This is a genomic window from Brevibacterium sp. VCM10 (genome assembly GCF_000583215.1).
GTDB classification, from domain to species: domain Bacteria; phylum Actinomycetota; class Actinomycetes; order Actinomycetales; family Brevibacteriaceae; genus Brevibacterium; species Brevibacterium linens.
This window is the reverse complement of record NZ_JAJB01000030.1, coordinates 33,690-60,599: the sequence shown is the minus strand read 5'-3', so window position 1 is coordinate 60,599 and position 26,910 is coordinate 33,690. Positions and strand designations below refer to the sequence as shown.

Annotated in this window: 26 protein-coding genes; 17 read left to right on the top strand and 9 right to left on the bottom strand. The window is 64.8% G+C overall.

Features of this window, described 5'->3' with window-relative positions:
• Positions 1 to 14 precede the first annotated feature (14 nt).
• From AD89_RS0109410 to AD89_RS0109390, 5 genes are all read left to right on the top strand, one after another.
• The gene (locus AD89_RS0109410; RefSeq protein WP_025778349.1) at positions 15 to 425 is read left to right on the top strand and encodes a VOC family protein; all 411 of its coding nucleotides are present in this window, start codon (positions 15 to 17) and stop codon (positions 423 to 425) included.
• Between the two features lie 5 nt (positions 426 to 430).
• Positions 431 to 2,803, top strand: a complete 2,373-nt coding sequence (locus tag AD89_RS0109405; RefSeq protein ID WP_025778348.1) for an ATP-binding cassette domain-containing protein — start codon at positions 431 to 433, stop codon at positions 2,801 to 2,803.
• Between the two features lie 179 nt (positions 2,804 to 2,982).
• Positions 2,983 to 3,435: a transglycosylase family protein gene (locus tag AD89_RS0109400; protein ID WP_269320682.1), complete on the top strand. Its 453-nt coding sequence runs from the start codon at positions 2,983 to 2,985 to the stop codon at positions 3,433 to 3,435.
• 251 nt (positions 3,436 to 3,686) lie between these two features.
• Positions 3,687 to 3,830, top strand: coding sequence for a hypothetical protein (locus AD89_RS19915; protein WP_155807403.1), 144 nt, complete (start codon positions 3,687 to 3,689; stop codon positions 3,828 to 3,830).
• Positions 3,831 to 4,030: 200 nt separating this feature from the next.
• Complete coding sequence (locus tag AD89_RS0109390; protein ID WP_025778346.1) at positions 4,031 to 4,549, top strand: hotdog fold domain-containing protein; 519 nt, start codon at positions 4,031 to 4,033, stop codon at positions 4,547 to 4,549.
• 37 nt (positions 4,550 to 4,586) lie between these two features.
• On the opposite strand, the gene AD89_RS0109385 is transcribed toward AD89_RS0109390, so the two are convergent.
• Complete coding sequence (locus tag AD89_RS0109385; protein ID WP_025778345.1) at positions 4,587 to 5,099, bottom strand: hypothetical protein; 513 nt, start codon at positions 5,097 to 5,099, stop codon at positions 4,587 to 4,589.
• A gap of 133 nt (positions 5,100 to 5,232) precedes the next feature.
• Between AD89_RS0109385 and AD89_RS0109380 the strand changes: the two genes are divergently transcribed.
• The 5 genes from AD89_RS0109380 to AD89_RS0109360 all read left to right on the top strand — a co-directional run bounded on the left by AD89_RS0109380 (position 5,233) and on the right by AD89_RS0109360 (position 10,177).
• Positions 5,233 to 5,979 carry a DUF5058 family protein gene (locus AD89_RS0109380; protein WP_025778344.1) on the top strand — a complete coding sequence of 249 codons (747 nt, stop codon included), beginning with the start codon at positions 5,233 to 5,235 and terminating at the stop codon, positions 5,977 to 5,979.
• 9 nt (positions 5,980 to 5,988) lie between these two features.
• Positions 5,989 to 6,726: a hypothetical protein gene (locus AD89_RS0109375; RefSeq protein ID WP_025778343.1), complete on the top strand. Its 738-nt coding sequence runs from the start codon at positions 5,989 to 5,991 to the stop codon at positions 6,724 to 6,726.
• 94 nt (positions 6,727 to 6,820) lie between these two features.
• A complete protein-coding gene (locus AD89_RS0109370; protein ID WP_025778342.1) occupies positions 6,821 to 8,062 on the top strand; it encodes an amidohydrolase in 1,242 nt (413 codons plus the stop codon).
• Positions 8,059 to 9,492, top strand: a complete 1,434-nt coding sequence (locus tag AD89_RS0109365) for an amidase (protein ID WP_025778341.1) — start codon at positions 8,059 to 8,061, stop codon at positions 9,490 to 9,492. The genes AD89_RS0109370 and AD89_RS0109365 overlap by 4 nt, the downstream gene beginning before the upstream one ends.
• A 169-nt stretch (positions 9,493 to 9,661) precedes the next feature.
• The gene (locus AD89_RS0109360) at positions 9,662 to 10,177 is read left to right on the top strand and encodes a ferritin (protein ID WP_025778340.1); all 516 of its coding nucleotides are present in this window, start codon (positions 9,662 to 9,664) and stop codon (positions 10,175 to 10,177) included.
• Positions 10,178 to 10,326: 149 nt separating this feature from the next.
• On the opposite strand, the gene AD89_RS0109355 is transcribed toward AD89_RS0109360, so the two are convergent.
• On the bottom strand, positions 10,327 to 11,259 hold the full coding sequence (locus AD89_RS0109355) for an AEC family transporter (protein ID WP_025778339.1): 933 nt from the start codon (positions 11,257 to 11,259) through the stop codon (positions 10,327 to 10,329).
• A gap of 82 nt (positions 11,260 to 11,341) precedes the next feature.
• Between AD89_RS0109355 and AD89_RS0109350 the strand changes: the two genes are divergently transcribed.
• Entirely contained in the window at positions 11,342 to 11,812 is a 471-nt protein-coding gene (locus AD89_RS0109350) for an Hsp20/alpha crystallin family protein (RefSeq protein WP_025778338.1), read from the top strand.
• Between the two features lie 51 nt (positions 11,813 to 11,863).
• Here AD89_RS0109350 and AD89_RS0109345 read toward each other — a convergent pair whose 3' ends face one another.
• Positions 11,864 to 12,598 (bottom strand): class I SAM-dependent methyltransferase, encoded by a 735-nt coding sequence (locus AD89_RS0109345; protein WP_025778337.1) that lies wholly within the window; start codon positions 12,596 to 12,598, stop codon positions 11,864 to 11,866.
• A 129-nt stretch (positions 12,599 to 12,727) separates the two neighbouring features.
• Here AD89_RS0109345 and AD89_RS0109340 point away from each other — a divergent pair, with 129 nt between their 5' ends.
• A complete protein-coding gene (locus AD89_RS0109340) occupies positions 12,728 to 13,987 on the top strand; it encodes an aminotransferase class I/II-fold pyridoxal phosphate-dependent enzyme (RefSeq protein WP_025778336.1) in 1,260 nt (419 codons plus the stop codon).
• Between the two features lie 86 nt (positions 13,988 to 14,073).
• On the opposite strand, the gene AD89_RS0109335 is transcribed toward AD89_RS0109340, so the two are convergent.
• From AD89_RS0109335 to AD89_RS0109325, 3 genes are read right to left on the bottom strand one after another with little or no spacing between them, the layout of a single operon-like run.
• On the bottom strand, positions 14,074 to 14,928 hold the full coding sequence (locus tag AD89_RS0109335) for a 3-hydroxybutyryl-CoA dehydrogenase (protein WP_025778335.1): 855 nt from the start codon (positions 14,926 to 14,928) through the stop codon (positions 14,074 to 14,076).
• 51 nt (positions 14,929 to 14,979) lie between these two features.
• Positions 14,980 to 15,486 (bottom strand): peptide deformylase, encoded by a 507-nt coding sequence (locus AD89_RS0109330; protein ID WP_025778334.1) that lies wholly within the window; start codon positions 15,484 to 15,486, stop codon positions 14,980 to 14,982.
• A complete protein-coding gene (locus tag AD89_RS0109325) occupies positions 15,479 to 18,880 on the bottom strand; it encodes a pyruvate carboxylase (RefSeq protein WP_025778333.1) in 3,402 nt (1,133 codons plus the stop codon). Before AD89_RS0109325 ends, AD89_RS0109330 begins: the two co-directional genes overlap by 8 nt.
• A gap of 175 nt (positions 18,881 to 19,055) precedes the next feature.
• Here AD89_RS0109325 and AD89_RS0109320 point away from each other — a divergent pair, with 175 nt between their 5' ends.
• Positions 19,056 to 19,901 (top strand): ParA family protein, encoded by an 846-nt coding sequence (locus AD89_RS0109320; RefSeq protein WP_025778332.1) that lies wholly within the window; start codon positions 19,056 to 19,058, stop codon positions 19,899 to 19,901.
• A gap of 198 nt (positions 19,902 to 20,099) precedes the next feature.
• Here AD89_RS0109320 and AD89_RS0109315 read toward each other — a convergent pair whose 3' ends face one another.
• Together AD89_RS0109315 and AD89_RS0109310 are read right to left on the bottom strand one after the other, a co-directional pair.
• Positions 20,100 to 20,681 (bottom strand): MerR family transcriptional regulator, encoded by a 582-nt coding sequence (locus AD89_RS0109315; protein ID WP_025778331.1) that lies wholly within the window; start codon positions 20,679 to 20,681, stop codon positions 20,100 to 20,102.
• Positions 20,682 to 20,930: 249 nt separating this feature from the next.
• The gene (locus AD89_RS0109310; RefSeq protein WP_025778330.1) at positions 20,931 to 21,767 is read right to left on the bottom strand and encodes a lysophospholipid acyltransferase family protein; all 837 of its coding nucleotides are present in this window, start codon (positions 21,765 to 21,767) and stop codon (positions 20,931 to 20,933) included.
• A gap of 105 nt (positions 21,768 to 21,872) precedes the next feature.
• Between AD89_RS0109310 and AD89_RS0109305 the strand changes: the two genes are divergently transcribed.
• Genes AD89_RS0109305 through AD89_RS0109295 form a run of 3 tightly spaced genes read left to right on the top strand, consistent with a single transcriptional unit; the run spans position 21,873 to position 24,947 of the window.
• Positions 21,873 to 22,661 (top strand): alpha/beta hydrolase, encoded by a 789-nt coding sequence (locus AD89_RS0109305; protein WP_025778329.1) that lies wholly within the window; start codon positions 21,873 to 21,875, stop codon positions 22,659 to 22,661.
• Positions 22,662 to 22,689: 28 nt separating this feature from the next.
• Positions 22,690 to 23,142, top strand: a complete 453-nt coding sequence (locus AD89_RS0109300; protein WP_025778328.1) for a hypothetical protein — start codon at positions 22,690 to 22,692, stop codon at positions 23,140 to 23,142.
• Positions 23,143 to 23,189: 47 nt separating this feature from the next.
• The gene (locus AD89_RS0109295) at positions 23,190 to 24,947 is read left to right on the top strand and encodes a DEDD exonuclease domain-containing protein (RefSeq protein ID WP_025778327.1); all 1,758 of its coding nucleotides are present in this window, start codon (positions 23,190 to 23,192) and stop codon (positions 24,945 to 24,947) included.
• Here the strand turns inward: AD89_RS0109295 and trpD are convergent.
• Positions 24,915 to 26,036 (bottom strand): anthranilate phosphoribosyltransferase, encoded by a 1,122-nt coding sequence (gene trpD / locus AD89_RS0109290; protein WP_025778326.1) that lies wholly within the window; start codon positions 26,034 to 26,036, stop codon positions 24,915 to 24,917. The two genes, AD89_RS0109295 and trpD, sit on opposite strands and share 33 nt — an antisense overlap.
• Positions 26,037 to 26,215: 179 nt before the next feature.
• Between trpD and ctaE the strand changes: the two genes are divergently transcribed.
• Positions 26,216 to 26,890, top strand: coding sequence for an aa3-type cytochrome oxidase subunit III (ctaE, locus tag AD89_RS0109285; protein ID WP_173152165.1), 675 nt, complete (start codon positions 26,216 to 26,218; stop codon positions 26,888 to 26,890).
• The last annotated feature ends 20 nt before the right edge of the window (positions 26,891 to 26,910 follow it).

Genomic DNA, 26,910 nt, shown 5'->3' with positions numbered 1-26,910 from the left:
CTACGATTGCTGACATGGACATCTCGATCAACGCCAGCTTCCTGCCGCACATCGATGCGGACGAATCCCTGACCTTCTACCGTGACATCCTCGGCTTCGAGCTGCGCCTCGACGTCGGTGCCGGACGCATGCGCTGGCTGACGGTGGGACCGGTCGGCCAACCCGACACATCGATCGTGCTCACCCCGCCCGTGACCGACCCGACGATCAGCGACACCGAACGGGAGACCATCGAAGGTCTCATCGCCAAGGGCAGCTATGCCGCGATCGTGCTGGCGAGCCCGAACGTCGATGAGGCCTTCGCCGAGGTGGAGGCCAAGGGCGCCGATATCGTGCAGGAGCCGATGGACCAGCCCTATGGTCTGCGCGACTGTGCCCTGCGGGATCCCGCCGGAAACATGATCCGCATCCAGCAGAGAGGCTGAGACCTGTGCACACCGCAGACAGCCATGACCTCATCCGCGTCAGCGGAGCCCGGGAGAACAATCTCAAGAACTTAAGCGTCGAGATCCCCAAACGTCGCCTGACGGTCTTCACCGGCGTTTCCGGTTCCGGCAAGAGTTCGCTGGTCTTCCACACCATCGCCGCCGAGTCCCAGCGGATGATCAATGAGACCTATTCCGCGTTCGTCCAAGGCTTCATGCCTGCGATGGCCCGACCCGAAGTCGATGTCCTCGAAGGACTGACGACGGCCATCCTCGTCGATCAGGAGCGGATCGGAGCGAACCCGCGATCCACCGTGGGTACGGTCTCGGACATCAATGCGAAGCTGCGCACCCTCTTCGCTCGTCTGGCAGAACCGAACCTCGGGTCGACCAACGCCTACTCCTTCAACGTGGCCACGCTGAGCGGGAAAGGCGCGGTGAGTATCGACAAGGGCGAGGGCAAGCAGGTCGAACGCAGGTCCTTCTCCGTCAACGGCGGAATGTGCCCGCAATGCGAGGGAATGGGCACCGCGACGGACATCTCCATCGCCGAGGTGGTCGATGAGTCGAAATCCTTGAACGACGGAGCCATCACGGTCCCCGGGTACAAACCCGGCGGTTGGTCCGTGCGCATGTTCTCCGAATCCGGCTACTTCGACCCGGACAAACCCATCGCCGACTTCGATGAGAAGGAGCGACACTACCTTCTCTACGCCGAAGGCGAGAAGGTCAGGATCAACGGCACGAACATCACCTTCGACGGGCTGATCCCGCGGATCCAACGGTCGTTCCTGTCCAAGGATCGTGACTCGATGCAGAAGCACATCCGGGAATTCGTGAACCGGGCCGTCGTCTTCACCACCTGTCCCGACTGCGAGGGCACTCGTCTCAATGCGGCCGCGCGGTCCTCCCTGATCGCCGGTCGGTCCATCGCCGATGTGTGTGCCCTGCAGATCTCGGACATCACGAAATGGCTCGATCAGATCACGCCGGGGGCCGCCTCGGCGCTGCTGAAGTCACTGCGTGCGGACGTGCGCGCCTTCAACGACATCGGCCTCGGATATCTGTCCCTGGACCGATCGGCGGGATCGCTGTCCGGGGGAGAGGCGCAGCGGATCAAACTGGTCCGCCACCTGGGCTCGTCGCTTACGGACGTCACCTATGTCTTCGACGAACCGACGATCGGCCTGCATCCGCACGACATCCGAGCGATGAACGACCTGCTGCTGGCGCTGCGGGACAAAGGCAACACGGTCCTCGTCGTCGAACACAAGCCCGAGACGATCCTCATCGCCGACCACATCGTCGACCTCGGTCCCGGCGCGGGCAGCACCGGGGGAGAGGTCACCTTCACCGGCACCGTCGACGGTCTCCGGGAATCGGATACTCTCACCGGTCGCCACCTCGGATACACCGCCGCACTCAAGGACACGGTGCGGGAGTCGGCGGGGGCACTGGAGATCCGGGGTGCCGGATCGCACAATCTGCGCGACGTCGATGTCGATGTGCCCCTCGGCGTGCTCACCGTCGTCACCGGAGTCGCCGGTTCGGGCAAGAGCAGCCTCATCGAAGGGTCCCTGCGGGGACGCGATGGAGTCGTGATGATCGACCAGGCACCGATCAAGGGGTCCCGGCGCAGCAACCCGGCCACGTATACGGGGATGCTCGAGCCCATCCGGAAGGCGTTCGCGAAGGCCAACGGGGTCAAACCCGCCCTGTTCAGCGCGAATTCCGAAGGCGCGTGCCCGGTGTGCAACGGCGCCGGGATCATCTATTCGGATATGGCGCTCATGGGCGGTGTGTCGGCACCGTGCGACGAGTGTGAGGGCAAGGGGTTCCAAGCCGAGGTGCTCGAATTCACCTTGGGCGGACTGAATATCCGTGAGGTCCTCGACCTGCCGGTGGATTCGGCTATCGCGCATTTCGGTGCGGGGGAGTCGCGCATTCCGGCGGTCGTGAAGATTCTGAAGATCCTCGCCGAGGTGGGACTCGGCTATGTCAGTCTCGGCCAGCCGCTGACGACGCTGTCCGGGGGAGAGCGTCAGAGACTGAAACTGGCGGTGCACTTGTCGGCGAAGGTCGCCGAGGCGGCGCAGGTGATCATCCTCGATGAACCGACGACCGGACTGCACCTGGCCGATGTCGAGAACCTGCTGCGTCTGCTCGACGGACTTGTCGACTCAGGTCGGACCGTCATCGTCATCGAACACCACCAGGCCGTGATGGCTCATGCCGATCACATCATCGACCTCGGACCCGGTGCCGGACACGACGGAGGTTCCATCGTGTTCGAAGGCAGCCCAGCCGACCTGGTCGCAGGAGAGAAGACGAACGGTTCGCTGACCGCCGAACATCTGGCCGCATATGTGAATGCCTGACCCGCCTGACCGGGGGAGCCGCTGCTTTTCACACTTCGCTCAGAGAGCGCGGAGGCGATTCGGATGCTGAATTCACGGTCTCGGGTTCAAATGCGGCAGTTGATTCGTTACGGTGTATAACGGCTTGGTAACGACCGGGTTACAGAGCCGAAATGCAGTCGTACTTTGGAGAAGACACAGTGAACCTCTACAGCACAAGCCTCCGCAAGGCCGCCCTGCTCGTCGGCGCCGGCGCTGTCGCAGCCGCCGGGCTGACCGGAATGAGCGCAGCGCAGCCGGCACAGGCATCTGAGAAGGGCGTCTGGGACAAGGTCGCCGAATGCGAATCCGGCGGTGACTGGCACATCAACACCGGAAACGGATACTACGGCGGACTGCAGTTCTCCAAGCAGACCTGGAATGCCTTCGGCGGTTCGGGCACTGCGGACGAGCACAGCAAGGAGTGGCAGATCCACATCGCTCAGAAGGTGCTCGAGGAACAGGGTCCGGGCGCATGGCCGGTCTGCGGCGAGAAGGCCGGACTGACGAAGTCCAACGGTGCCGCCGATGACGGCGACGGGTCCGGCGACGACGGCGGTTCGAGCGACAGCGGCAAGGTCGGACTCGGCGGAAATGTCATCGTCGGCAGCTGATCCCGCGCAATGATCTGATGATCAACGATCTGCAGGCGCGGACACGTGCGCTGTGATCGTGATCAGAAAATGCCCGTGAGTGACCCACGCGTCGCTCACGGGCATTTTCTGTCGGTGATCCGGCTCTGGGTATAACGCCGATAATATACATTATGTTAAGCACAGATATGGAGCAACTCCCCGGGGTGTCTGAATACAGTTGAATTCGACGGTTCGCGTTGGGATCCGTCAGTCCGACATAAGGAGACAGAATGGCGACGAGGCAGCCGGCGATGCGAACGACAGGTGAACCCGTCGATGAGGTGCTCGACCATGCAGGCGGCCCCAGGCGCGCCGAGGCCGATCGCCTGTGCGAGATCCGCGCAGAGATCTCCGGCGAAGTACCCGTGGTGTGAGCTTCGCGCAACATCGGGTTCGGTGAGGTCGAGTATCACTATGAGTCCGGACATGGCGGCACAATGCCGGTGCTCGCCTACTCCCCTGCTGCACGCCAACACACGATCTATCTCACCGGCGACTGTGAAGAGCGCGGGCCGAATGGGGCGAATGCTAGTCTGTACTGAACAGTAACTCAGCTCACAGCAGAGGTGCACCCATGAACGCAGACACCGCAGCCGCGCAGAACACCGACTCGGCACCCACCTTCAAGCTCTGGAAGAAGATGCAGGAGATGCCGCTGGGCGGTCGCGTGGGCTCCTGGCTGTTCTCTCAGGCCATCTCCTTCAAGGCACCCTATTTCCGCACCGTGCGACCGCAGATCAGAGAGCTCCGCCCGGGCCTGTGCCGCGTCACTGCACCGAACCGTCGCGGAATGCACAACCACATCGGCACCTATCATGCGATCGCATCGTGCAATATGGCCGAGGTCGCCGCCGGTGTCATGACCGAAGCGACCGTGCCGCCCACACACCGCTGGATCCCTGCGGGAATGACCGTGGAGTACAACGCCAAGGCCAGCAAGGGAGAGATTACGGCCGTCACCCGCCTTGAGGCGATCCCTGAATTCGGCGACGAGAAGTTCGACATGGTCGTCCCCGTCGACGTCATCGACGCTGAGGGCACCGCATTCGTCACGGCACGCATCACCATGTACATCTCACCGAAGAAGCGCTGAGCCATTCCGCCTCCATCCGGTGACGGGTTTGAACCGGTCACCGACCCGACAGCAGCACTCGCTGAGCGGCCGAGGCGCCCTTGTCGAGCGGGCGCGGCGGCCTGTATCCGCCCTCGGCGCCGAGGGCGATGATGAGATCGCCGAGTTCCTCGACGATGAACGCGGCGAGGCTCTCGTCGACCGGCCAATCGTGACCGGTGCCGCGTGAGAGATCTGCGGCATGTTGGGCTAGCTCGAGGATGCGCATCTGCACCAGCTGCGCGCCGGGAATGTTCCCGATCCGATGTGCGACCGGCACCTGCAGATCGCACTCCTCAGCGAGCGTTCTGAATGCTGTCTCGTGAGCCCAGAATGATTCGAGCCTGTCGTTGCCGAGGTGATCGACTCCCCTGGTGGCTTCGACCTTCGCAGTGCTCGCCTGCCCCAGCAGCAGCGTATAGCGGACTCCCTCGCCGATCAGGTGATTGATGAGCTCGGCATTCGTCCACTCTCCGGCACCGCTCGTCCGATTCAGATCGGAAGCACGGACTCGCCGCAGCGTTTCGGACAATGAGATCTTCCGGCCAAACGGTGGCCCTGCCCGTCCGGTCAGTATATGTTGTCCCTGCGTCCCGCGTGATGGTATACCAATGTGACCTGCCACTCGGGCCCCTGCTGCTCGACAATGAAGTGAGGAGCTGACCATGACAGTGGCCAGCGGTTCGGCCGACTACATCGGCCTCGCAAATGCACCGATTCTCTGGATACTCGCGTTGGCGGTGATGGCTGTCGTCGTCGTCCAATCGCTCATCTACATGACCGCCGTGAAGAAGAACGCCGAGTCGGCGGGAATGAGCCAACAGGAGGTCAGGTCGGCCTTCCGCGCCGGTGGTGTCGCCGCAATCGGACCGTCACTGTCGGTGGTCCTCGTCGCCATCGCCCTGCTGCCGCTCTTCGGCACTCCCCCGGTCATCGTCAGGGTCGGGCTCATCGGCTCCGCCGCCACCGAGGTGGCCTCTGCGTCGCTGGCTGCAGGCACCATGGGCGCCAACCTCGGTGATGAGACCTTCACCCGCGGGGTCTTCATCGTGGCTCTCATGGCGATGAGCCTCTCGGGAGCCGGCTGGATGATCTCCACTCTCATCCTCACCCCGATCTTCAAGCGCAGCTCCCACAAACTCGAGAAGGTCAATCCGGCACTCATGTCGATCATCCCGGGCGCGGCACTGCTCGCGGCCTTCGCGGCCCTGACCTTCCGTGAGCTGCCGAAATCGCCGGCGCACGTCATCGCCGTCATCGTCTCGGCAGTCGTGATGAGCATCTGCCTGCTGCTGGCCAAGACACTCAAACAGAACTGGCTGAAGGAATGGGGACTGGGATTCTCCCTGCTCATCGGCCTCGTCGCCGCGTATTTCGCCCACTATGCCGGGCTCGGACTGCCCGAAGCCTGAGGAGAGAATATGTCATCGATCATCACATCACCCTCGCACGCGGCGTTCGAGCGCACCACCAGCCGGTGGGGCTCGATCACGCTGTTCATCGGATTCCTCATCGCCACCTCGGTGCCGTTCTATCTGATCTTCGTCGCAGACGCGAACATCGACCTCGGTGAGATCCTCACGGGGTTCCTCGCCGTGTTCGGCGTCTACGGCGTCTTCTACATCGTCGAACCTCTCACCTACTTCCCGATCCTCGGACCCGCCGGAATGTACCAGGCCTTCATGATCGGCAACGTCTCGAACAAGCTGCTGCCCTCGGCCATCGTCGCTCAGGACGCGATCGGGGCGAAGCCCGGCACCCGCAAGGGCGAATATGCGGCGACGATGGCCATCTGCGGGGCGGCGATCATCCACGTCACCTCGATGGTCATCTTCGTCGGCATCCTCGGCACGTGGCTCGTCACCCTCATCCCCGAGTCGGCCACCCTCGTCGCGAAGCTCTACATCCTCCCGGCCATCCTCGGCGGTGTCACCGTCCAGCTCATCGCGTCCCTCAAGCAGCTCAAGTCGACGCTCATCGCCCTCGGTATGGCGGCTCTGGTCATCCTCGTCCTCGTCCGACTGGTTCCCGTGCTCGCGCCCGGCGACGTCGCGATCGTCGTGTTCCTGACCATCCTCATCACCTGGTTCACCCGCAACAAATCGGTCACGGACAAGAGGTCGGGCGGCGACGGCACCGATACCGTCGGCATCAACTGACGACACCATGCCCCTGTCGCTCAGTCTCCGAGACTGACCCCCGCATTCGAGAATTCCTGCCAAGATGGCACCACACCACTGCCGAAAGGACATCATGTCGCTCAAGCCCGCTCTCCGCGCGTCGATCAGCGCCGATCTCGACCAGACGATTGCCGACTACAAACACTTCCACCGCACTCCCGAGCTGTCGATGCAGGAGACGAACACCGCCGCCGAGATCGCCTCCCGCCTCCACGCCCTCGGACTGACCACCCGCACCTTTGGCGGAACCGGCGTCGTCGCCGTGATCGACAACGGCGACGGGCCCGTCATCGGCTACCGCGCCGACATCGACGGCCTGCCGATCAGCGAGGACACCGGACTCGACTACGCCTCCGCTGCAGAGGGCACTCTGCCCGACGGGGAGACCACGAAGGTCATGCACGGCTGCGGCCACGACACGCACATCACCGTCGGGCTCTACCTCGCCAAGCACCTCGTCACACACAAGGACCTGTGGTCGGGCACGGTCGTCATGATCTTCCAGCCGGGGGAAGAGACCGGCCAAGGTGCGCGGGCCATGCTCGACGACGGACTCTGGGATGAGATCGTGCGCCCCGAAGTCATCTTCGGTCAGCATGTGTGGCCCGGAACGGCCGGCCACATCTACGCCAGCAGCGGCACCGCCATGGCAATGTCCGACTGCCTGCGCGTGATCGTCAAGGGCAAACAGGCGCACGGATCCCAACCGGAGAATGCGATCGACCCGATCGTCCTCGGCGCCTATATGATCACCCGGCTCCAGTCGGTCGTGTCCCGTGAGATCTCCGGCCGCGACATGTCCGTCGTCACCGTCGGCACGTTCCACGGCGGGCTCAAGGAGAACATCATCCCGGACTCCGCCGAGTTCAAACTCAATATCCGCACCTTCACAGAGGAGGTCCGCGCAGTCGTCCTCGACCGGGTCCGCCGCATCATTCTCGCCGAGGCGCAGGCTTCCGGCGCCCCGGAACCGGAGATCGAGGAGATGTATCGGTTCCCGCGCTGCTTCAACGACCCCGACGAAACCGAGTCGTTCCTCACTCACGTCGGAGCCGAGCTCGGTGCCGAGCAGGTCCACCTGACCGAGCCTGCCACCGGCAGCGAGGATGTCGGAGCGTTCGGAGATGACATCGGTGTGCCGTACGTCTACTGGTTCTTCGGCGGCTACTCCCCTGCGAAATTCGAAGGCGGACAGACCCCGGCCGGCAACCACTCCCCGTTCTTCGCTCCTGACGATGTCGAAACCACGCTCGAGACGGGCATCCGAGCCGCGCTGTCAGCAGTGCTGAGCAAGGTCGGAAAGGACCGCGCATGAGTGAGGAGATGCTGTGGTGGTCGACCCGTGAACTGGCCGCCCGGATCGCCGCCAAAGAGGTCTCCGCCCGTGAAGCACTGCAGGTCCACCTCGACCGCATCGACGCAGTCAACCCCGTCCTCAATGCCGTCGTCACCCGTGACGACGAGGCCGCGTTCGCCCAGGCCGAGGCGGCGGACTCAGCGACCGCTCGCGGTGAGAGCTTCGGGCCCCTGCACGGGGTGCCGATGACGCACAAGGACACTCACGACACTGCGGGAATGCGCACGACTTGGGGATCGCCGCTCATGGCCGATCGGGTTCCCGAATCGGATGCGCTCATCATCGCCCGACTCAAAGCCGCCGGGATCACGACGACGGGCAAGACGAATGTCCCCGAGTTCGCCGCCGGTTCGCACACCTTCAACGAGGTGTTCGGCACGACGGTGAACCCCTACGACCGAACGAAATCGGCATCGGGGTCCTCCGGCGGAGTGGGGGCGGTGCTCGCGGCCGGGATCCAAGCCTCCGGGGACGGATCGGACATGGGCGGATCACTGCGTTCGCCCGCATCGTTCAACAACGTCGTCGGGTTGCGACCGAGCAACGGCCGCATCCCGCACACTGCCCCGGGCAACCCCTATGCGTGGCTTGGGCAGAGCGGGTTCATGGCACGCACGGTCTCGGATGTCGCACTACTGATGTCGGTGGCCTCAGGGCCGCACCCCTCGGCGCCGGCATCGATCCTGGAATCGGGCAGAGTCTTCGACCTCCCGGAATTCGCTCGTGCCGCCGACCACTCCCCCGACCTCACCGGTCTTCGGGTCGGATTCAGCCCCGACCTGGACGGACTGCTGCCTGTCGAGGCCGAGGTGAAGGACATCGTCGCCTCCACGGCTCAGGTGTTCAGCGGTCTCGGCGCGCAGGTGGACGCGGAGATTCCGAATCTCACGGACGCCGATGAGGTATTCAATGTGCGCCGTGCCCTCGACTTCGTCGGGTCCTGGGGCGGGCTGTATGAAGCGCACCCGGAGCACATCAAGGAATCGGTCAGGTGGAATATCCGCATGGGCCTCGATCTCACCGGCGCCGAGGTGGTTGCGGCCGAATCCGCACGCACCCGCCTCCACGGTGAGATCGACCGATACTTCGCCGGACACGATGTCCTCGTGCTCACTACCTGCCAGGTCCTGCCGTTCGATGCCGACATCGAATATCCGACGCAGATCAACGGTGTGCAGTTGGAGAACTACCTCGATTGGATGCGGGCCCTGTGCCTGATCTCGGCGACCGGGTGCCCCGCGATCTCGGTGCCGGCAGGATTCTCGGCCTCCGGCCTGCCGGTGGGTGTGCAGATCGTGGCGAAACCGGGCGCTGACGTCGAACTGCTCCGAGTCGCTCATGCCTTCGAATCGGCGACCGGTCACCACCGTCGGCGGCCGGAGCTCTGAGCGGAACGTCGCGCCGGAGTCGGCGCAGCGCGGGACGGACGGGGACAGGTATGGCAAACCTGGGCAGAGTTTGCCGAGCCTTTCCACACTGGAACGGTTCTAGAAAAGGTGTCAGGATATTCTCTAAGCAGGCGGAATGGATCCGCCTCGAACAGCAAAGGAGTAACAGATGCACCTGAGCCCCGCTATGCAGAAGGTCCTCAACGAGCAGGTCACCCTCGAACTCGAAGCCTCGTTGGTCTACCTCCAGCTCTCCATCCAGCTCGACGATCAGGATCTGCCCGGAATGACGCGCTGGATGCGCGCCCAGTCCGAAGAAGAGCAGGTGCACGCCGCGAAGTTCACCCAGCACTGCCTCGACCGCGGATTCGCCCCTCAGATCGGTGATATCGCCGCTCCGAAGGTCTCCGGCTCGCAGCCGATCGACTTCTTCAAGGCCGCTCTGGCGCACGAGGAGAAGGTCTCGGAATCCATCCGCAATCTCTACCGCACCGCCCAGGACGAAGCCGACCTCGACGTGCTGCCGCTGCTCCACTGGTTCATCGACGAGCAGGTCGAGGAGGAGTCGAGCATCTCGGAGATCATCGGTCGCCTCGAGCGTGTCGGCACCGACGGTGCCGGTGTCCTGCGCATCGATTCCGAACTCGGCTCACGCCACCCCGATATCACCGCCGACGGCGAGTGATATTTGCAGACCGACCACTTGAGGCTCAGCGCTCATCTCGAGTCGCGTGAGTCGAGGGTGGGCTCGAATCGAGTACTCAGCGGCCGATCCCAGTGCGGGGTCGGCCGCTGTGCTGTCGGCCCCTGTGACGTCGGCACCGGACTCCGTACTCAGCCGAGCACCGACTGGCCGATGAGGAGGACGACCGGCAGAGTGACGAGCATGATGACGGTCTGTCCGGCGATGAGTGCGGCCATGAGCTTCGCGTCTCCCCCGAGCTGCCTCGCCATGACGTAGCCCGAGCTCGCCGTCGCAATCGACTGGAAGACCAATCCGACCAGTGCAGGCACCGTCGGGACGCCGAAGAGGGCCAGGGCTGCCAGCGACAGGCCCGGCAGCAGAAGCAGCTTGATCGCCGTGGAGGCGATGATGGCCCGGGTATGGGAGCGCAGCGAGAATGTCTGCAAGCCGGCACCGACGCACAGCAGACCGATGGGCAGCGAGGCCGACGCCAGCGGATCGAGAACCGTGGACGCCACGTCGGGCAGGCCCAGCCCGCTGACGTTGGCAGCAGCTCCGGCGACGCAGCCGAGCACGAGAGGATTCGTCACGATCGCCCTCAGCAGCGCGAACAGCGAGCTCGGCCCGGTGCGGAGGAACTCGAAACCGAGACTCGAGACGACGTTGACCGTGGGGACGAGGATCGCTGCGACGATCGCGGCAACGGCGCTGCCCTCGGAGCCGAACAGGCTGCCCGCCAAGGACAGCCCGATATAGGTGTTGAAGCGGATGCCTCCCTGCAGAACAGAGGTGAAGGCGGGAAGATCACGAGCGATGACCCGACGGGTCACAATGATGCCCACGGAGACGACCGCGGTGGGAACGACGAGCGCCGCCGCCAACCGCACGAGCGGGACATGGGCCACATCCACCTCGGCGACGGAGGTGAAGAGCAGCACCGGAAGCAGACAGTAGTACGCGAGCTTCTCCGCGCCCGACCAGAACTCGGGACTCCGAAAACCCGGCAGTCTCTTCAGCACCAGGCCGAAGGCGATGAGCACCGTGACGGGAAGGAGGGCGAGGAGTATGGGAACCAGGCTCACAGACTGAGAATTTCATGAGTTCGGAATCAATTCAAAGTTGAGTGTGTTTGACTCAATGTCGGACCCGAACGAAAGGAAGCACATGGCTACACGTTTCGACCCCATCCGCGACCTCGACCGATTCTTCTCCGAGGTCACCCGCACCCCGAATGCCACCACTCTGCCGATGGACCTCTACCGTGACGGCGAAGTCTTCATCGCCCGCATCGACATGCCCGGAGTCGATCCGAGCAGCATCGACGTCGACGTCGAAGACCGCACGCTCACGGTCCGCGCCCGCCGCGAATCCGAGGTCGCCGACAAGGACGTGAAGTGGCTGACCAGAGAACGCACCAACGGCACCTACGCCCGCCAGCTCACGCTCGGCAACCGGGTGGCCCTGGATCGCATCCGCGCCGACTACAGCGACGGCGTCCTCACACTGACGATCCCCGTCGCCGAGGAGGCCCGTCCGCGGAAGATCTCGGTTTCGCACGCTTCCGGACAGACCGCCCCCGAAGTGGTCGAATCGTCCTCGGCGGACGAACCCCGCTCCCCCGGCGCCGGCAGCTGACTCCGTGAGCGCGGGCCCCACCCGAACGCGGGTGGGGCCCGCTTCGTGCATTCAGCGGCGCTGAAGGAGGTAGGCCAGACACATGTACGGCAGCTCCGCCCTGTCCGGGATCGGATGTTCGACACGGAGATATTCGCGCAGATTCGATTCGACTCTGTTCCGGGTCTTCTCGTCCGAGCGCAGCCAATAGGAGCGTGTGCGAGCGAGGTCGACGATTCCATCGACGGAGACCTCCGTGGCGAATTCGACGAGTCTGTTCTCGTTGAGAGTCAGACCGCTGCCGGGCTGAGGCCGGTACTGGGGCCGGTACACGTCTCCTGCGTGCATGATCCGGCTCAGGCGCAGCACCCAGTCGACACGGACATCGAGCTGGTTGATGAGGATGAGCAGTCGGCCTCCCGGACGGAGGATGCGGGCCACCTCGGCGGCGGCTCTCGACTCGTCGAACCAATGCCAGGCCTGTGCGACCGTGACGAGGTCGAAGCTCTCGGCTTCCAGGCCCGTGGCCTCGGCCGTGCCGACCATGGTGGGCGCAGGATTGCGCTCGAGCGCGGCCGTGTCGGGATCGACGGCGATGAGATCGGTGCCGAGGGCAAGCAGCCGACGGCTGAGGATCCCGGTGCCCGCACCGAGGTCGCAGACCTGCAGATCGGACCAACTCCGGTCCCAGCCGGTCAGCGCCAGATCCAGAGCCGTCTGCGGATAGCCGGGGCGCACCTCGTCATAGACTCCGGCCTGAGCACCGAAACGGCGCCCGTGTGCGGCCTGCGCGCGTGGTCGCACCATCTGCCCCTGCCTTTCACCGAACTTATGTCGGTCGTTCTAGCGACCGCTGCAGACCACTCTAGCGTCGTTGTCAGCCAGCGAGTCGATAGGATGGAGTCAACGGCCCGTTCCCAGCCCTGAGGAGTCAGCATGTCCGCACCGTCCGATCTCCAGTCCCGACTGGATGAGGCCTCCGCTGCCTATGAGGAATTCGCCTCACGCGGCCTCGACCTCGACATCACCCGCGGCAAGCCCGCACCCGAGCAGCTCGACCTCGCCGCCGATCTGCTCACCGCGGTCAGCGGTGACGACGTGTTCACCCCAGGTGGTGTCGACGCTCGCAACTACGGTGGGCTCGACGGGCTCATCGAACTGCGTGAGATCTTCGCCCCGCTGCTCAAGGTGCCGGCGAATCAGCTGCTGGCCGGAGGCAATGCGTCGCTGACCTTCATGGCCCAGGCCCTGACCTTCGCACTCATGCACGGCACAGCAGTCGACGACCGCCCGTGGGGTCGGGGACCGCACAAACTGCTGTGCCCCGTGCCCGGCTACGACCGTCATTTCACCCTGGCCGAATCCCTCGGATTCGAGCTTCTGACCATCCCGATGGACGACGAGGGACCGGTCATCTCCGAGGCGCAGCGTCTGGCCGAGGACCCGGCGGTCAAAGGCATGTGGTTGGTGCCGATGTATTCCAATCCGACCGGAATCACCATCACCGAGGCGCGGGCACGGGAGCTCGCGGCCATGCCGACCGCGGCGGACGATTTCGCTCTGCTGTGGGACAACGCCTATGGGGTGCACCATCTGCGTGAGGACCATCCGGACAATCTCGACATCCTCTCTCTGTGCGCCGAGGCAGGCAATCCCGAACGAGCATGGATCTTCGCTTCGACATCGAAGATCACGCATGCCGGTGCCGGTGTGTCGTTCTTCGCAGGCGGCCCGGCCACGGTCGACTGGATGCGAGCGAACCTCGGGAAGGTCGCGATCGGCCCCGACAAGATCAACCAGCTGCGCCATGTCCGGTTCTTCTCCGAACCCGCCGGGGTCGAAGAGCATATGCGCAGGCATGCCGAAATCGTCGCCCCGAAGTTCGACGCCGTACTTGCGGCGCTGGAAGACGGCCTCGGATCAGATGAACTGGCACAGTGGACCTCTCCGGACGGGGGCTACTTCATCACTCTGACGACGATGGAGGGCATCGCGGATCGAGTGGTCAAACTCGCCGGGGAGGCGGGTGTGAAACTGACGCCGGCCGGAGCCACTCACCCGTACGGACTCGACCCGCACAACAACACTATCCGCATCGCCCCGACGATGCCGACACTCGATGAGGTCGAACTCGCGGCTCAGGGTCTCGTGGCATGCGTGCGACTGGCCAGCTATGAGAAGCTGCTGGCCGGCTGAAAGACCTACGCTGCCTGCAGACTTAAAACAGGTCCGCCCCGAACCGAATGGTTCGGGGCGGACCTGTCTGGTCCATGGTCGCCGGCTCAGTAGTCGTAGAAGCCGCGTCCGGACTTCACACCGAGCAGACCGGCATCGACCATACGCGACAGCAGGATCGGCGGTTTCGCGGCCGGATCACCGGTCTCCTCATACATGCTCTGGGCAGCGTAGAGGCAGGTGTCGAGACCGACGAGGTCGGCGAGCTTGATCGGGCCCATCGGGTGGGCACAGCCGCCGACCATGCCTGCGTCGATGTCCTCCTTCGTCGCGAACCCGGATTCGAGCATCCTCACCGCGCTGAGCAGGTATGGGATGAGCAGGGCATTGACGATGAACCCGGGGCGGTCATCAGCCTGGATCGGGTTCTTCCCGAGCACCTCGGCGACGAACGAGGTCACGGTGTCACGGACGTCGTCGGCGGTGAGGACCGAGGAGACGATCTCCACCAGCGGCTGCACGGGTGCCGGGTTGAAGAAGTGGACGCCGAGTACGCGTTCGGGACGCGCCGTCGACTGCGCGAAGCGGATGATCGGCATCGACGAGGTGTTCGACGCGAGAATGGCCTCCGGGTCGGTGACGACCTGGTCGAGTTCGGCGAAGATCGACTTCTTGATGTCTTCGTTCTCGCTGGCTGCTTCGATGACAAGCTGACGGTCGGCGAGATCGCCGATGTCGGTGGTGAACCGCAGGCGGCCGAGGGTCTCGTCGCGGGCAGCGGCATCGAGCTTTCCCTTGTCCACGGCGCGGGCCAGGGACTTCTCGATGCGGGCCCGACCGGCGGCCGATGCCTCCTCGTTGATCTCACGGACGATGACGTCGAGACCGGACTTCGCCAGCACCTCGGCGATTCCGGCTCCCATGAGTCCGCTGCCGATGACGGCTGTGCGCTGAATGCTCAAGAACTTCTCCTTCTCAGGTCATTGTGGTCGATGGTGTACTTATCGATGTGCTCAGGACATCCGCGCGAGGAACCAGTCGGCCGAGCGGATGGCCTTCATGGCTTCCCGCCGGCGCTGACCGGGCAGAGTCTGGATGTAGACCTGCCCGTCGAGGTGACCCACCTCGTGCTGGAGCATCTGGGCGAAGACCTCCGTGCCCTCGATCTCGATCGGCTGATTCTGCGCATCCACCCCGCGCACCCGAGCGAACTCGTAGCGCGGGGTGGGGAAGAACAGTCCGGGCACGGACAGGCAGCCTTCTTCGATGTCACGCAGCTGCCCGCCGAGCTCGACGATCTCCGGGTTGATGACATAGCCGGTGCGACCGTCGAGGTCGTAGCCGAAAGCCCGCAGGCCGACCCCGATCTGCGGGGCGGCCACGGCCGCACGGCCCTCGGGCCGTGCGGTGTCGACGAGGTCGGCGGCCAGGGCTTCGACGTGATCGTCGAAGACGGTCACCGTCTCACACCTGCTGCGCAGCACGGGGTCGCCCCATAGCCGGATCTCGCGTTCAGGCATCGATCACCACGACGAGGTCTCCGCCTTCGAGCTGCTGGACATCAGCGATGGCCACGCGGGAGACGGTTCCGGCCGTCTGCGTGGTGATCGTCGCTTCCATCTTCATGGCTTCGATCGTGGCAATGGTGTCTCCGACAGCGACCGTGTCACCCTCGTGGACCTGCATGGTCACGACGCCGGCGAACGGGCTGCCGACATGACCGCGGTTGTTCGGGTCGGCCTTCTCCGCCGTCTTGACTTCGCTTTCGACGGACCGGTCGCGCACCTGCAGCGGACGCAGCTGTCCGTTGAGGGTGAACATGACCGAACGCATTCCGCGTTCGTCGGTTCCGCCGATGGCCTGGACGCCGATGAGCAGGTTCTTGCCCTTCGCCAGTTCGACGGCGTGTTCTTCGCCGCCGGTGAGGCCGTAGAGGTATTCGGAGGTCTCGACGACGGACAGGTCCCCGTAGTTCGAGCGCATCGTCCGGAATTCCTTCGTCGGTCCGGGGAACAGCAGCTCGTTGAGCTTGTCCTTCCGCTCCCGGCCCGGTGACTGCAGGGCTTGGGCATCCGCGGGTTCGAGGTGTTCGACGAGCGGCTTGGCGGAGCGGCCGGCGAGAGCCTTCGTGCGGAACGGCTCGGGCCATCCGCCCGGAGGGTCACCGAGGTCGCCGCTGAGGAAGCCGATCACCGAATCCGGGATATCGAACTTGTCCGGGTTCTCAGCGAATTCCTCCGGTGAGACGCCGGCACCGACGAGATGGAGCGCCAGATCGCCGACGACCTTCGACGACGGGGTGACCTTGACGAGGTGGCCGAGGATCGAATCGGCGGCCGCGTACATGTGTTCGATGTCTTCGAACCGCTCCCCCAGTCCGAGCGCCACGGCCTGCTGCCGCAGGTTCGACAGCTGACCGCCGGGGATCTCGTGGCGGTAGACGCGACCGGTCGGTCCGGCGAGACCGGATTCGAAGGGTGCGTAGAGTTTGCGCACCGACTCCCAGTAGGGCTCGAGATCGCTGACGGCGTCGAGACTGATGCCTGTGTCGCGGTCGGTGTTCTCGAACGCGGCGACGAGGGCGGAGAGACTCGGCTGGCTGGTCGTTCCGGCCATGGCCGCCGAAGCGGCATCGACGGCATCGGCCCCGGCAGCGGCCGCAGCATAGAGGGTGGCCAGCTGGCCGCCGGCGGTGTCGTGGGTGTGGACGTGGACGGGCAGATCGAAGTTCTCCCGCAGAGCCGTCACCAGCTTGGCCGTGGCAGCAGGGCGCAGCAGACCGGCCATGTCCTTGATGGCGAGAACATGGGCTCCGGCCTCGACGATCTGCTCGGCCAGGCGCAGGTAGTAGTCGAGCGTGTAGAGCTCTTCGGTCGGGTCGAGGATGTCCGAGGTGTAGCACAGAGCCACCTCGGCCAGCGCCGAGTTCGTTCCGCGCACGGCTTCGATCGCCGGGCGCATCTGCTCGACGTCGTTGAGCGCATCGAAGATGCGGAAGATGTCGATGCCCGTGCGAGCGGCCTCGTCGACGAAGGCGTCGGTGACCTCGGTCGGGTACGGGGTGTAGCCGACGGTGTTGCGGCCGCGCAGCAGCATCTGCAGATTGATGTTGGGCACCGCGGCGCGCAGAGCCTCGAGGCGTTCCCAGGGATCCTCACCGAGGAAGCGCAGAGCCACATCATAGGTGGCACCGCCCCAGGCCTCGATGCTCAGCAGCTCGGGCGTCATCCGGGACACGTGTGAGGCCACGGCCAGCAGATCGCGGGTGCGCACGCGGGTGGCGAGCAGTGACTGGTGAGCGTCACGGAACGTCGTATCGGTGACGCCCAGCGCGGTCTGCTCGCGCAGGGCACGCGCGAAGCCCTCCGGACCGAGCTCGGCGAGGCGGTCGCGGCTGCCGGGGGCGGGAGCCTGCGAGAGGTCGATGTTCGGGAGCTTGTCGCCCGGGCGGATGCGCAGCCCCGGTTCGCCATGGGGCCGATTGACGGTGACGTCGGCGAGGTAGTCGAGCAGCTTCGACCCGCGGTCGGCGCTCACGCGTGCGTCGAAGAGCTGCGGGCGCTCTTCGATGAAGGACGTGGAGAGGTCGCCGGCGACGAATGCGGGATCGTCGAGAACGGCCTGCAGGAAGCCGATGTTCGACGACACGCCGCGGATGCGGAACTCCGCCAGCGCCCGCTTGGCTCGGCCGACGGCCTGAGCGAAGTCCCGGCCGCGGCAGGAGAGCTTCACGAGCATCGAGTCGAAGTGGGGGCTGACGGCGGCACCGGCGTGGACGGTTCCACCGTCGAGGCGCACGCCGGCACCGCCGGCCGAGCGGTAGGCAGTGATCGTTCCGGTGTCGGGACGGAACGAGTTGGCAGGATCCTCGGTGGTGATGCGGCACTGGAGGGCGGCACCCTTGATGCGCATCTCTTCTTGTCGCAGGCCGATCTCTTCGAGGCCGGCTCCGGCGGCGATGCGCATCTGAGATGCGACGATGTCGACATCGGTGATCTCTTCGGTCACGGTGTGTTCGACCTGGACGCGCGGGTTCATCTCGATGAACACATGCTTGCCTGCGCGCGGTCCGTCGGTCTCGAGGAGGAACTCCACGGTGCCGGCGTTCTGATAGCCCAGCGCCTTTGCGAACTTCAGGGCATCGGCGTGCAGGGCGGCCGCGATCTCGGGGTCGAGGTTCGGCGCCGGAGCGATCTCGACGACCTTCTGGTGGCGGCGCTGCACGGAGCAGTCGCGTTCGAAGAGGTGGATGGCGTTCGAATCGTTGTCGGCCAGCACCTGGACCTCGATGTGTCGGGGGCGCTGCACGGCCTGCTCGATGAAGACCGTGGGGTCGCCGAAGGCGCCTTCGGCCTCGCGCATGGCGGCCTTCAGCGCATCCTCGAGCTCGGTCGCCTGAGCCACGCGACGCATTCCGCGGCCGCCGCCGCCTGCGACGGCCTTGACGAAGAGCGGGTATTCCATCGATTCGGCATCGGCGAGCAGCTGCGCGATATCGGCCGAGGGTCGTGTCGAGTCGAGCACCGGAATGCCCGCATTGCGTGCGGCTGCCAGGGCCTGGACCTTGTTTCCCGCCAGTTCGAGCACATCGGCTTTGGGCCCGATGAAGGTGATGCCCGCGTCAGCGCAGGCACGTGCCAGATCGGGGTTCTCGGAGAGGAATCCGTACCCGGGGTAGATGGCGTCGGCGCCGCTCTCCTTCGCCACCCGCAGCATCTCTTCGACACTGAGGTACGCGCGGACGGGGTGGCCCTCCTCGCCGATCATGTAGGCTTCGTCGGCCTTCATCCGGTGTTCGGAGTTGCGATCCTCATACGGGAAGACTGCGACGGTGGAGGCTCCGAGCTCATAGGCGGCACGGAAAGCGCGGACGGCGATCTCTCCGCGGTTGGCCACGAGGACTTTGGAGAACATAGGTGTCTCTCACTTCTGTATCGGCCGCACTGGGCGACTGGTCGACAAGCTGTCGGAAACATACTCTACAAGTGACCTGGAACACCCCTGCGCCCGGGGGTCGACTTTGGACTGAGACGTGAGTCTCGGCGTGGTCGGCACGGCTCGGCAGCCGCCGATACGTTAACGTAGGAGCGTGCTTGTCCTCAGTATCAGCAGCCTCAAAGGCGGAGTCGGTAAGACATCCGTGACGCTCGGTCTGGCCTCGGCGGCCTACAACAGAGGAATTCCCACTCTGGTCGTCGACATGGACCCGCAGGCGGACTCGTCGACCGGCCTCGATGTGCCGACCTCGACGCGTGTCGACATCGCCGATGTGCTCGCAGCTCCGAAGTCCCAGAAGATCCTGTCCGAGGCGATCATCCCCTCCGGGTGGGTCGGAGACCGGCTCGGCCACCTCGACGTGATCTCCGGTTCTCCGCGCGCTGCGGAATTCGATCGGCCTTCACTGTCCGAGCGCTATCTGCGCCGACTCGAAGACGCCCTGACGCGGATCGCCAAAGGCTACCGGCTCGTCCTCATCGACTGTCCGCCCAGCCTCAACGGCCTGACCCGCACGGCGTGGACGGCGAGCAATCGCGTCGCGGTCGTGACCGAGCCCAGTCTGTTCTCCGTCGCGGCCGCCGATCGGGCCCTGCGTGCGACCGATGAGCTGCGGCAGCGCGGTGCCTCCGACCTGCAGCCTCTCGGACTCGTCGTCAACCGGGTGCGGGCCGGTTCGACCGAACACGACTACCGCATCCAGGAGATGCGTGAGATGTTCGGTCCGCTCGTGCTCAATCCCCCTCTGGCCGAACGCGCGGTCATGCAGCAGGCTCAGGGTTCGGCGCGACCGATCCACTCCTGGCCCGGCAAACCGGCTGAAGAGGTCGCCGGCTCGTTCGACGCTCTTCTGGAGCGTGCGCTGCGCTCGGAGAACATCCGGGGCCGACGCGGTGCGGCCCCGGCCAAGAACGGCGCTCAGCAGACCGAGAAGAAGTGAGCGCTTGAGCCGCTGCTCCCCCAGCAGATCGTCGACTGCCGCCCCGAACCCAGGTTCGCGGCGGCAGTTCTGCAGTCGATGAGAACTCTCAGGTCGCGTTCGGAGCGACCGCGTTCGGAACGACCCAGCCAAGAACCGAGGCGGCCCGCTCGATCTGAGCGGGCCGCCTCGGTGATGGTGCAGAAACTCTGTCGGCTGTCAGCCGGACTTGCGTGCGCGTCGTGCTGCGAGTTCGTCCATGGCTTCGAGCGCCGCATCGTCTTCGGGAATGCGTTCGCTCGGGAATTCGGAGAGCGTTCCCTCGACTTCGTTCCAGACGCGCCCCACGGCGATCCCGAAGACGCCCTGACCACCCTGGAGGAGGTCGACGACCTCGTCGGGTGACGTGCATTCGAAGACGCTCGCGCCGTCGGACATGAGAGTGATCTGGGAGAGATCCTCGACGCCGCGGGAGCGCAGGTGCTCAACCGCCGTGCGGATCGACTGCAGCCCGACGCCGGTGTCGAGGAGTCGCTTGACGATCTTGAGGACGAGGATGTCACGGAAGCTGTAGAGCCGCTGGCTGCCGGATCCGGTCGCATTGCGGATCGACGGGGTCACCAGATCGGTGCGCGCCCAGTAATCGAGACGACGATAGCTGATGCCGACGACCTTGCAGACGGTGGGACCGCGGTAGCCGGCCTCTTCATCGAGCACGGGCAGATCATCATCGAACAGCAGGCCCTGGGCCGCTGACGGCATCGGCGTCATGTCGACGCTTTCATGACTTGAGCGGTTCACACCGACTCCTCCTTTAAGTCCCTGGGGGAAGCGAAGGTCGCTTGGAAGGACCGAGAACATAGTCATTCTAGCCCTCTTCCCAGCGAACCTACAGTGGGATTCAACAACTCCAAGTTATTCTGCCGTCCCGGCCAGGACAAACACCCCGAGGTAACAATTTCCGCGTGTCGCTGTTACCGCAGTATTCGAACATGTCACATGGATGTCATTCAGGCGGCTGAGGGTGGGCCGAGGCGAGGAATCAGGGAATCAGGCCGACGGCGACGGCTCGTCGCTGTCGGATTCGGGCGCGCCCCGGCCGGAGGAGCCCTGCGTCTTCGCCTCTCCATTGCCTGTCGCGGCATCGCCGTCCTTGGACGCGCCCGTGGCTGCGTCCTTATCGGATTCCGACTTCTTCGGCTTCGCGCTCGTCAGCAGCTTGGTCTTGACCGTCGACGCATAGGTGTCGACGTATTCCTGCCCGGACAGGCGCATGATCTCGTACATGATCTCGTCGGTGACCGACCGCAGCATGAAACGGTCGACGGGAAGACCCGCATACTTCGAGAAGTCCATCGGTGCGCCGAAGACGACGCCGACACGCCCGAGCTTGGGGACGAGGCGACCGGCCGGCTGCAGCTTGTCCGTGCCGATGATCGCCACCGGAACCACGGGAGCCCCCGACTCGAGGACGAGGCGTGCGATGCCGGTGCGTCCGCGGTAGAGCTTGCCGTCGGGCGAGCGGGTGCCTTCGGGGTAGATGCCCAGGGAATTGCCTTCGCGGAGGACCTTCAGCCCGGATTCGAGAGAGGCCTGCGATCCCGATCCGCCGCCGCGGTCCATGGGCAGCTGGTTGTTGAGCTTGAAGAACCAGCGCGTCACCGCGCCCTTGATTCCGCGACCGGTGAAGTAGTCCTTCTTCGCCAGGTAGACGAAGGGGCGCGGAGCGAGCAGAGGAACGAAGATCGAGTCCATGAAGTGGTTGTGGTTTCCCGCGATGATCGCCGGGCCCTCGGCAGGAAGATTGTCCAGGCCGCGCACCCACGGACGGAAGAGAATACGCAGGATGGGTCCGGCGAGAATTCGCTTGAGAAACCAGTAGAACACGCGCACCCTTCCGACTACGACTCTTTGTCGTCCTCGGCAATCATATATCGACACGAACGGTGAACAGCGAAGTCCGCTGCGACACATCCGTGCCATGCTGGGACCATGGAGATCGATTTCACACTCAGAGCGGATCCGACGGCCGCCTACCGCAGCCGCGGCAACGGCTCGTCCACCGCGGTCCTGTTCCTGCACGGACTCACCGGCTCGCCGGTCTCCTGGGTGCCGATCGCCCGTGCGGTCGAGGGTCGGGGCATCGACGTCAGCGTTCCCCTGCTGCCCGGTCACGGCACCTCATGGCAGGACATGGACGCCACCGGGTGGTCCGACTGGTTCGGCGCGGCGCGCACCGAGCTGGGTCGTCTGCAGGCCGACCATGACAGGGTCATCGTCGCCGGGCTGTCGATGGGCGGGTCCCTGGCATTGGCGCTCGGCGCAACGGAGGGAGGCCCCGATGAGATCATCGTCGTCAATCCGGCTCTCTTCGTCGACTCCCCCTTCGCTCCCCTGCTGCCGGTCCTCCGGCATGTCGTGCGGACGATTCCGTCGATCGGCGGCGACATCGCCCACCCGGACCGCGACGAGTGCGCTTACGAGCGGACCCCTGTGGCCCCCCTGGCGACGTTCCATCGTGCGCTGAAGACGCTGCGCGACGATCTGTGGAAGGTCGACCGCCCCGTGACCGCAATGATCTCCGGTGAGGACAATGTCGTGAGTCCGCGGACGCTGCGTGCGCTGCGATCGGACCTTCCGCGCCCGCCGAGGATCGTCGCCCTCCGCCGGTCCCGCCATGTGGCGACCCTTGATTTCGATGCGAACACCATCGCAGAGGCGGTCCTGCAGGCGGTCTCCACCGAAACGACCGTGCCCTGTCAGTCCGAGGCCGGGGAATAGCTGAGGCCATGGAATTGCTGATTGAGGTATGAACGACGAGGGCACCGCTTCGACCCCCGACGACGAGGGCCGGGAGGACTGGCGACGAGACGTTCCCGATCCGGAGAGGATCGGGCACGACCGCTCGCGCATCAGCGACGAGGACTGGGACGACCTCGTCCGGCAGATCGCAGAACCCTCGGCGACGACGGGTGATATGCCCGCCGAGGATGTTCGCGACGCCCTCGAAGACACCGAGCATTGGGAGCGCGAACCGGCGGAGCCGATCGGGTGGCGCACCGCTTCGCCCACCCTGGTGCTGTCCTGGGCCGCGGCTCTCGGCGCGGTCGTTCTCCTGCTCATCGGCATCATCTTCTTCAGGCCGCTGCCCGGGTGGTACCTGCTCATCGGTCTGGCTGTCGGCATCGGCGGAGCGGTCGGTCTGTTCTTCCATCTGCCGAGCCATCGTTCCGCCGACGACGGCGACGGATCCTCGGTGTGAGCGATGCTGACCGCTTCGTGTCAGCGTCACCTGAGAGACTGGGCATCATGACCGTCCCCTTCGACCGCGCACCCAGCGCACTGCACAACACTCAGCTGTCCTTCGACAGCCTCGGAACTCCCCTGTCCGACGTCACCTTCGTCATCGTCGACCTCGAAACGACAGGCACCCGAGCCGGGCAGTCGGAGATCACCGAGATCGGCGCGGTCAAGACTCGCGGCGGCGAGGTCATCGGCGAGTTCCAGTCCCTAATCAAGCCGGAACACTCCGTGATCAGCCCGTTCGTGGCCCGGCTCACCGGCATCACTCATGCGATGGTCGATGACGCACCCCCGATCAGCTCGGTTCTGCCGAGTTTCCTGGAATTCTCCGTCGGTGCGGTGCTGGTGGCACACAATGCGCCCTTCGACATCGGATTCCTCCGCTCGGCCTGCGAACGCCTCGACTACCACTGGCCGGCGCCCACGGTCCTCGATACCGTCACGCTGGCCCGGCGCGTCGTCGGCCGCGACGAAGTGCGCAACCACAAACTCTCGACGCTCGCCGCTCATTTCGGCACCCAGGTCGAGCCCGATCACCGTGCGCTCTCCGATGCTCGTGCCACCGGCGAGCTCCTCCACCACCTGTTCGAACGATTCGGCGGCTACGGTGTGACGACGCTGGAGGAGCTGTCGACCGTCAGACAGTCGGGGTGGGCGAAGCGTCAGGCGAAATCCCATTTGGCCAAGGACGTTCCCCCGGAGCCCGGCGTCTACATGTTCCTCGATGGCACTCGCCGGGTGCTCTACATCGGCAAGTCCGGAAATATGGCCAGGCGGGTGCGCGGGTACTTCAACGCCTCGGAGAACCGTGGCCGCATGGCCGAGATGATCACCGCGGCACAGGAGGTCAGCTGTCTGCCCTGCGCCCACGCGCTGGAAGCCGAAGTCCGCGAGATTCGTCTCATCGGAGAGCTGGCGCCGCCGTACAACCGACGGTCGAAGAACCCGGAACGCAATTCGTGGATCGTGCTGAGCGATGAGCTCTTCCCCCGACTGTCGGTGGTTCGGGCGAACTCGGCGCTCGAACGCTCACCCGCCCCGCCGCTGGGACCGTTCCGGTCACGGAAGTCGGCGCAGGCCGTCAAGGAACTCCTCGACACCCTCTACCCGGTCAAGAGGTGCACGGCGACGATCACGCAGCGCAGCCTCGGCGAACATCGTCCCTGTGTGAGTGCGCAGGTGGGTCAGTGCGGCGGTCCCTGCGCTGGGATCACCGATGTCGATGACTATCGGAGTTCGATCCGCGAACTCTTCGCCCTGCTCGGTGGGGACCTGTCCTCACTCCAGCGCTTGGCCGCTGAGCGGATGCAGCGACTGTCCGGAGAGGCCCGGTTCGAAACGGCCGCCGAGGTCCGTGACGCAATGCGTTCGGCGGTGTCCATCGCGGCACGGGCCGAACAGGTCACAGCCCTGCGGAGAGTTCCCGAACTGATTGCGGCGGCCCCCGGTTTCGACTCCGGCTGGGACCTGGCGATCATCCGCCACGGGAAACTCGCCGGTGCCGGCCATGTGTCGACCAGGCAGGCCATGGGAGATTCCCTGTCGGCGCTGCATTCGACGGCCGAATGGGTCCCTGCCCCCGGAGCGCTGCCGCAGGAGACGGACTCGCTAGCGGAGGAGTCGCGACTGCTGGCCGGCTGGCTGGAGACCGCCGAGCTCGTCTCCGTGACTCCCTCAGACGGTCATGGCTGGTCGCTGCCCCGGCAGGGAGCGACCAGCCACGCTCACAGCTCAGGAGCGGTTCGTCTCAGCGACCCTGTGTGAGACGTCGATGAGCTGCTGGAGCTTGTCCGCACCGCCCCCGTTGTCGATCGTTGCCACCGCAGTCTCGAGTTTCTGAGCCAAACGCTCGGTGAAGGAGCCCACAGCCGAGTCGTCGGCGGCCACGAGAGCCGCCGCGGCGTTGATGGCCACGATGTCGCGCACGGCGGATCGCTCGCCGTCGAGGACTGCGCGAGTGATAGCAGCGTTCTCATTCGGGCCGCCGCCGCGCAGATCCTCTTTCGTCGCCCGCTCGATGCCGAGGTCGAGAGCGTCGAACGATGTGTGTTCGATCTCTCCGTGCCGGACTTCCCAGACATCGTTGACTGCGGTGTTGCTCAACTCGTCGAGACCGTCACGTGACCGGAACACCACCGCTTGGTGCCCGCGCTTGGCCAGGGTGCCGACGACGAGCGGAGCCATCTGGGCATCGGCGACGCCGATGGCCGTGTGCCGAGCCCGTGCCGGGTTCGTCAGGGGGCCGAGGATGTTGAACGCGGTGGGGACGTTGATCTGGCGCCGCACCGCGGCGACGAACTGCATCGACGGGTGGAAGACGTTGGCGAAGCAGAAGGCCAATCCGACCTCTTGGGCGATCTGACCGGTCTGTTCGGGGGTGATGTCGAATCGCACCCCGAGGGCCTCGAGCACATCGGCCGATCCCGACGCCGAGGATGTCGCACGGTTGCCGTGTTTGACGACTCGCTGCCCCGTCGCGGAGATGATCATCGCCGCCGTCGACGAGATGTTCGCCGTCTTCGCTCGGTCGCCGCCGGTGCCGACGATATCGACGGAGTCTTCGAGCCCGGGCAGGGGAACAGCGTGGTCCATCATCGCCGCCACGAGGCCGGCGATCTCTTCGACCGTCTCGCCCTTCGTGTGGTGCGCGGCGAGAAATGCGGCCATTGTCACATCAGGGGTCTTGCCCGACATGATCTGATCCATCGCCCACGCTGCCTGGTCACCTTCGAGGTCCTGTTGATGCATGAGAGCCATGAGCAGATCCGGCCAGTTCTCAGCGGCCGCAGAAACCGTGGTGCGGGCCTCGGAAGCCTGGACTGCCGAGGTGGTCATGGGCTTGGAATCGGTCATCCGTCTGAACTCTCACTAGGTGTTTCCGTCGCCCCGAACCATGGGGCGGACCTTACCTGCGGCATACTATCGCGTCTGCGACACGCGGGCGGAAGCGGTCTCCGAATTGAGATTTCGGCACCAGATCGCGGATTTTGCTACGTCGTGTAGAAATTTCTTTCTCGAAACCTGGGTAAAAGATGAAAACTCACCCCGAGACGGGTAATAATGGGGGTGTGTCAACTGCCACTGCATCTCAAACAGCGCCAGCACATCCGGTTGTCAATCGTCCGAATGTGACCACGGTGGGCTTCATCGTGTTCCTCGCGAGCGACCTGATGTTCTTTGCCGCGCTCTTCGCCATGTACTTCACCCTCCGGTCAGTCGTTCCGGAGCTGTGGGAAGCGAGGACTCCCGTCCTCAACATTCCCTATGCTCTCGGCAACACGTTGATCCTGGTCTCGTCATCGTTCACCTGTCAGATAGGTGTGTTCGCAGCCGAGCGGTTCCGCCCTCGACGAACCGGGTCCCTGTTCAATATCGCCAAATGGGGAATGATCGAGTGGTTCTACCTCACCTTCGCTCTGGGTGCGATCTTCGTCTCGGGACAGGTCATGGAGTACGCGACCCTTGTCAGCGAAGGCATCTCAATCAGCTCTGACGGTTATGGTTCCGTCTTCTACCTCACCACGGGCTTCCACGGCATTCACGTGACCATCGGACTCATCTGCTTCCTGCTCGTCATCGGACGTGCCTACGGAGCCAAGAAGTTCGGTCAGCATGAAGCCACATTCGCAATCTGCGTGTCCTACTACTGGCACTTCGTCGATGTCGTCTGGATCGGTCTGTTCGGCATCATCTACCTCCTCCAATAGGCGGACTGAGATGCTCGGCC

Bases quoted from the DNA above. Each gene is read 5' to 3' on its own strand.
- AD89_RS0109410 (WP_025778349.1), top strand. From the start codon at position 15: ATGGACATCTCGATCAACGCCAGCTTCCTGCCGCACATCGATGCGGAC.
- AD89_RS19915 (WP_155807403.1), top strand. From the start codon at position 3,687: ATGGCGACGAGGCAGCCGGCGATGCGAACGACAGGTGAACCCGTCGAT.
- AD89_RS0109390 (WP_025778346.1), top strand. From the start codon at position 4,031: ATGAACGCAGACACCGCAGCCGCGCAGAACACCGACTCGGCACCCACC.
- AD89_RS0109380 (WP_025778344.1), top strand. From the start codon at position 5,233: ATGACAGTGGCCAGCGGTTCGGCCGACTACATCGGCCTCGCAAATGCA.
- AD89_RS0109375 (WP_025778343.1), top strand. From the start codon at position 5,989: ATGTCATCGATCATCACATCACCCTCGCACGCGGCGTTCGAGCGCACC.
- AD89_RS0109370 (WP_025778342.1), top strand. From the start codon at position 6,821: ATGTCGCTCAAGCCCGCTCTCCGCGCGTCGATCAGCGCCGATCTCGAC.
- AD89_RS0109365 (WP_025778341.1), top strand. From the start codon at position 8,059: ATGAGTGAGGAGATGCTGTGGTGGTCGACCCGTGAACTGGCCGCCCGG.
- AD89_RS0109360 (WP_025778340.1), top strand. From the start codon at position 9,662: ATGCACCTGAGCCCCGCTATGCAGAAGGTCCTCAACGAGCAGGTCACC.
- AD89_RS0109350 (WP_025778338.1), top strand. From the start codon at position 11,342: ATGGCTACACGTTTCGACCCCATCCGCGACCTCGACCGATTCTTCTCC.
- AD89_RS0109345 (WP_025778337.1), bottom strand. From the start codon at position 12,598: ATGGTGCGACCACGCGCGCAGGCCGCACACGGGCGCCGTTTCGGTGCT.
- AD89_RS0109340 (WP_025778336.1), top strand. From the start codon at position 12,728: ATGTCCGCACCGTCCGATCTCCAGTCCCGACTGGATGAGGCCTCCGCT.
- AD89_RS0109330 (WP_025778334.1), bottom strand. From the start codon at position 15,486: ATGCCTGAACGCGAGATCCGGCTATGGGGCGACCCCGTGCTGCGCAGC.
- AD89_RS0109325 (WP_025778333.1), bottom strand. From the start codon at position 18,880: ATGTTCTCCAAAGTCCTCGTGGCCAACCGCGGAGAGATCGCCGTCCGC.
- AD89_RS0109305 (WP_025778329.1), top strand. From the start codon at position 21,873: ATGGAGATCGATTTCACACTCAGAGCGGATCCGACGGCCGCCTACCGC.
- AD89_RS0109300 (WP_025778328.1), top strand. From the start codon at position 22,690: ATGAACGACGAGGGCACCGCTTCGACCCCCGACGACGAGGGCCGGGAG.
- AD89_RS0109295 (WP_025778327.1), top strand. From the start codon at position 23,190: ATGACCGTCCCCTTCGACCGCGCACCCAGCGCACTGCACAACACTCAG.
- trpD (WP_025778326.1), bottom strand. From the start codon at position 26,036: ATGACCGATTCCAAGCCCATGACCACCTCGGCAGTCCAGGCTTCCGAG.
- ctaE (WP_173152165.1), top strand. From the start codon at position 26,216: ATGAAAACTCACCCCGAGACGGGTAATAATGGGGGTGTGTCAACTGCC.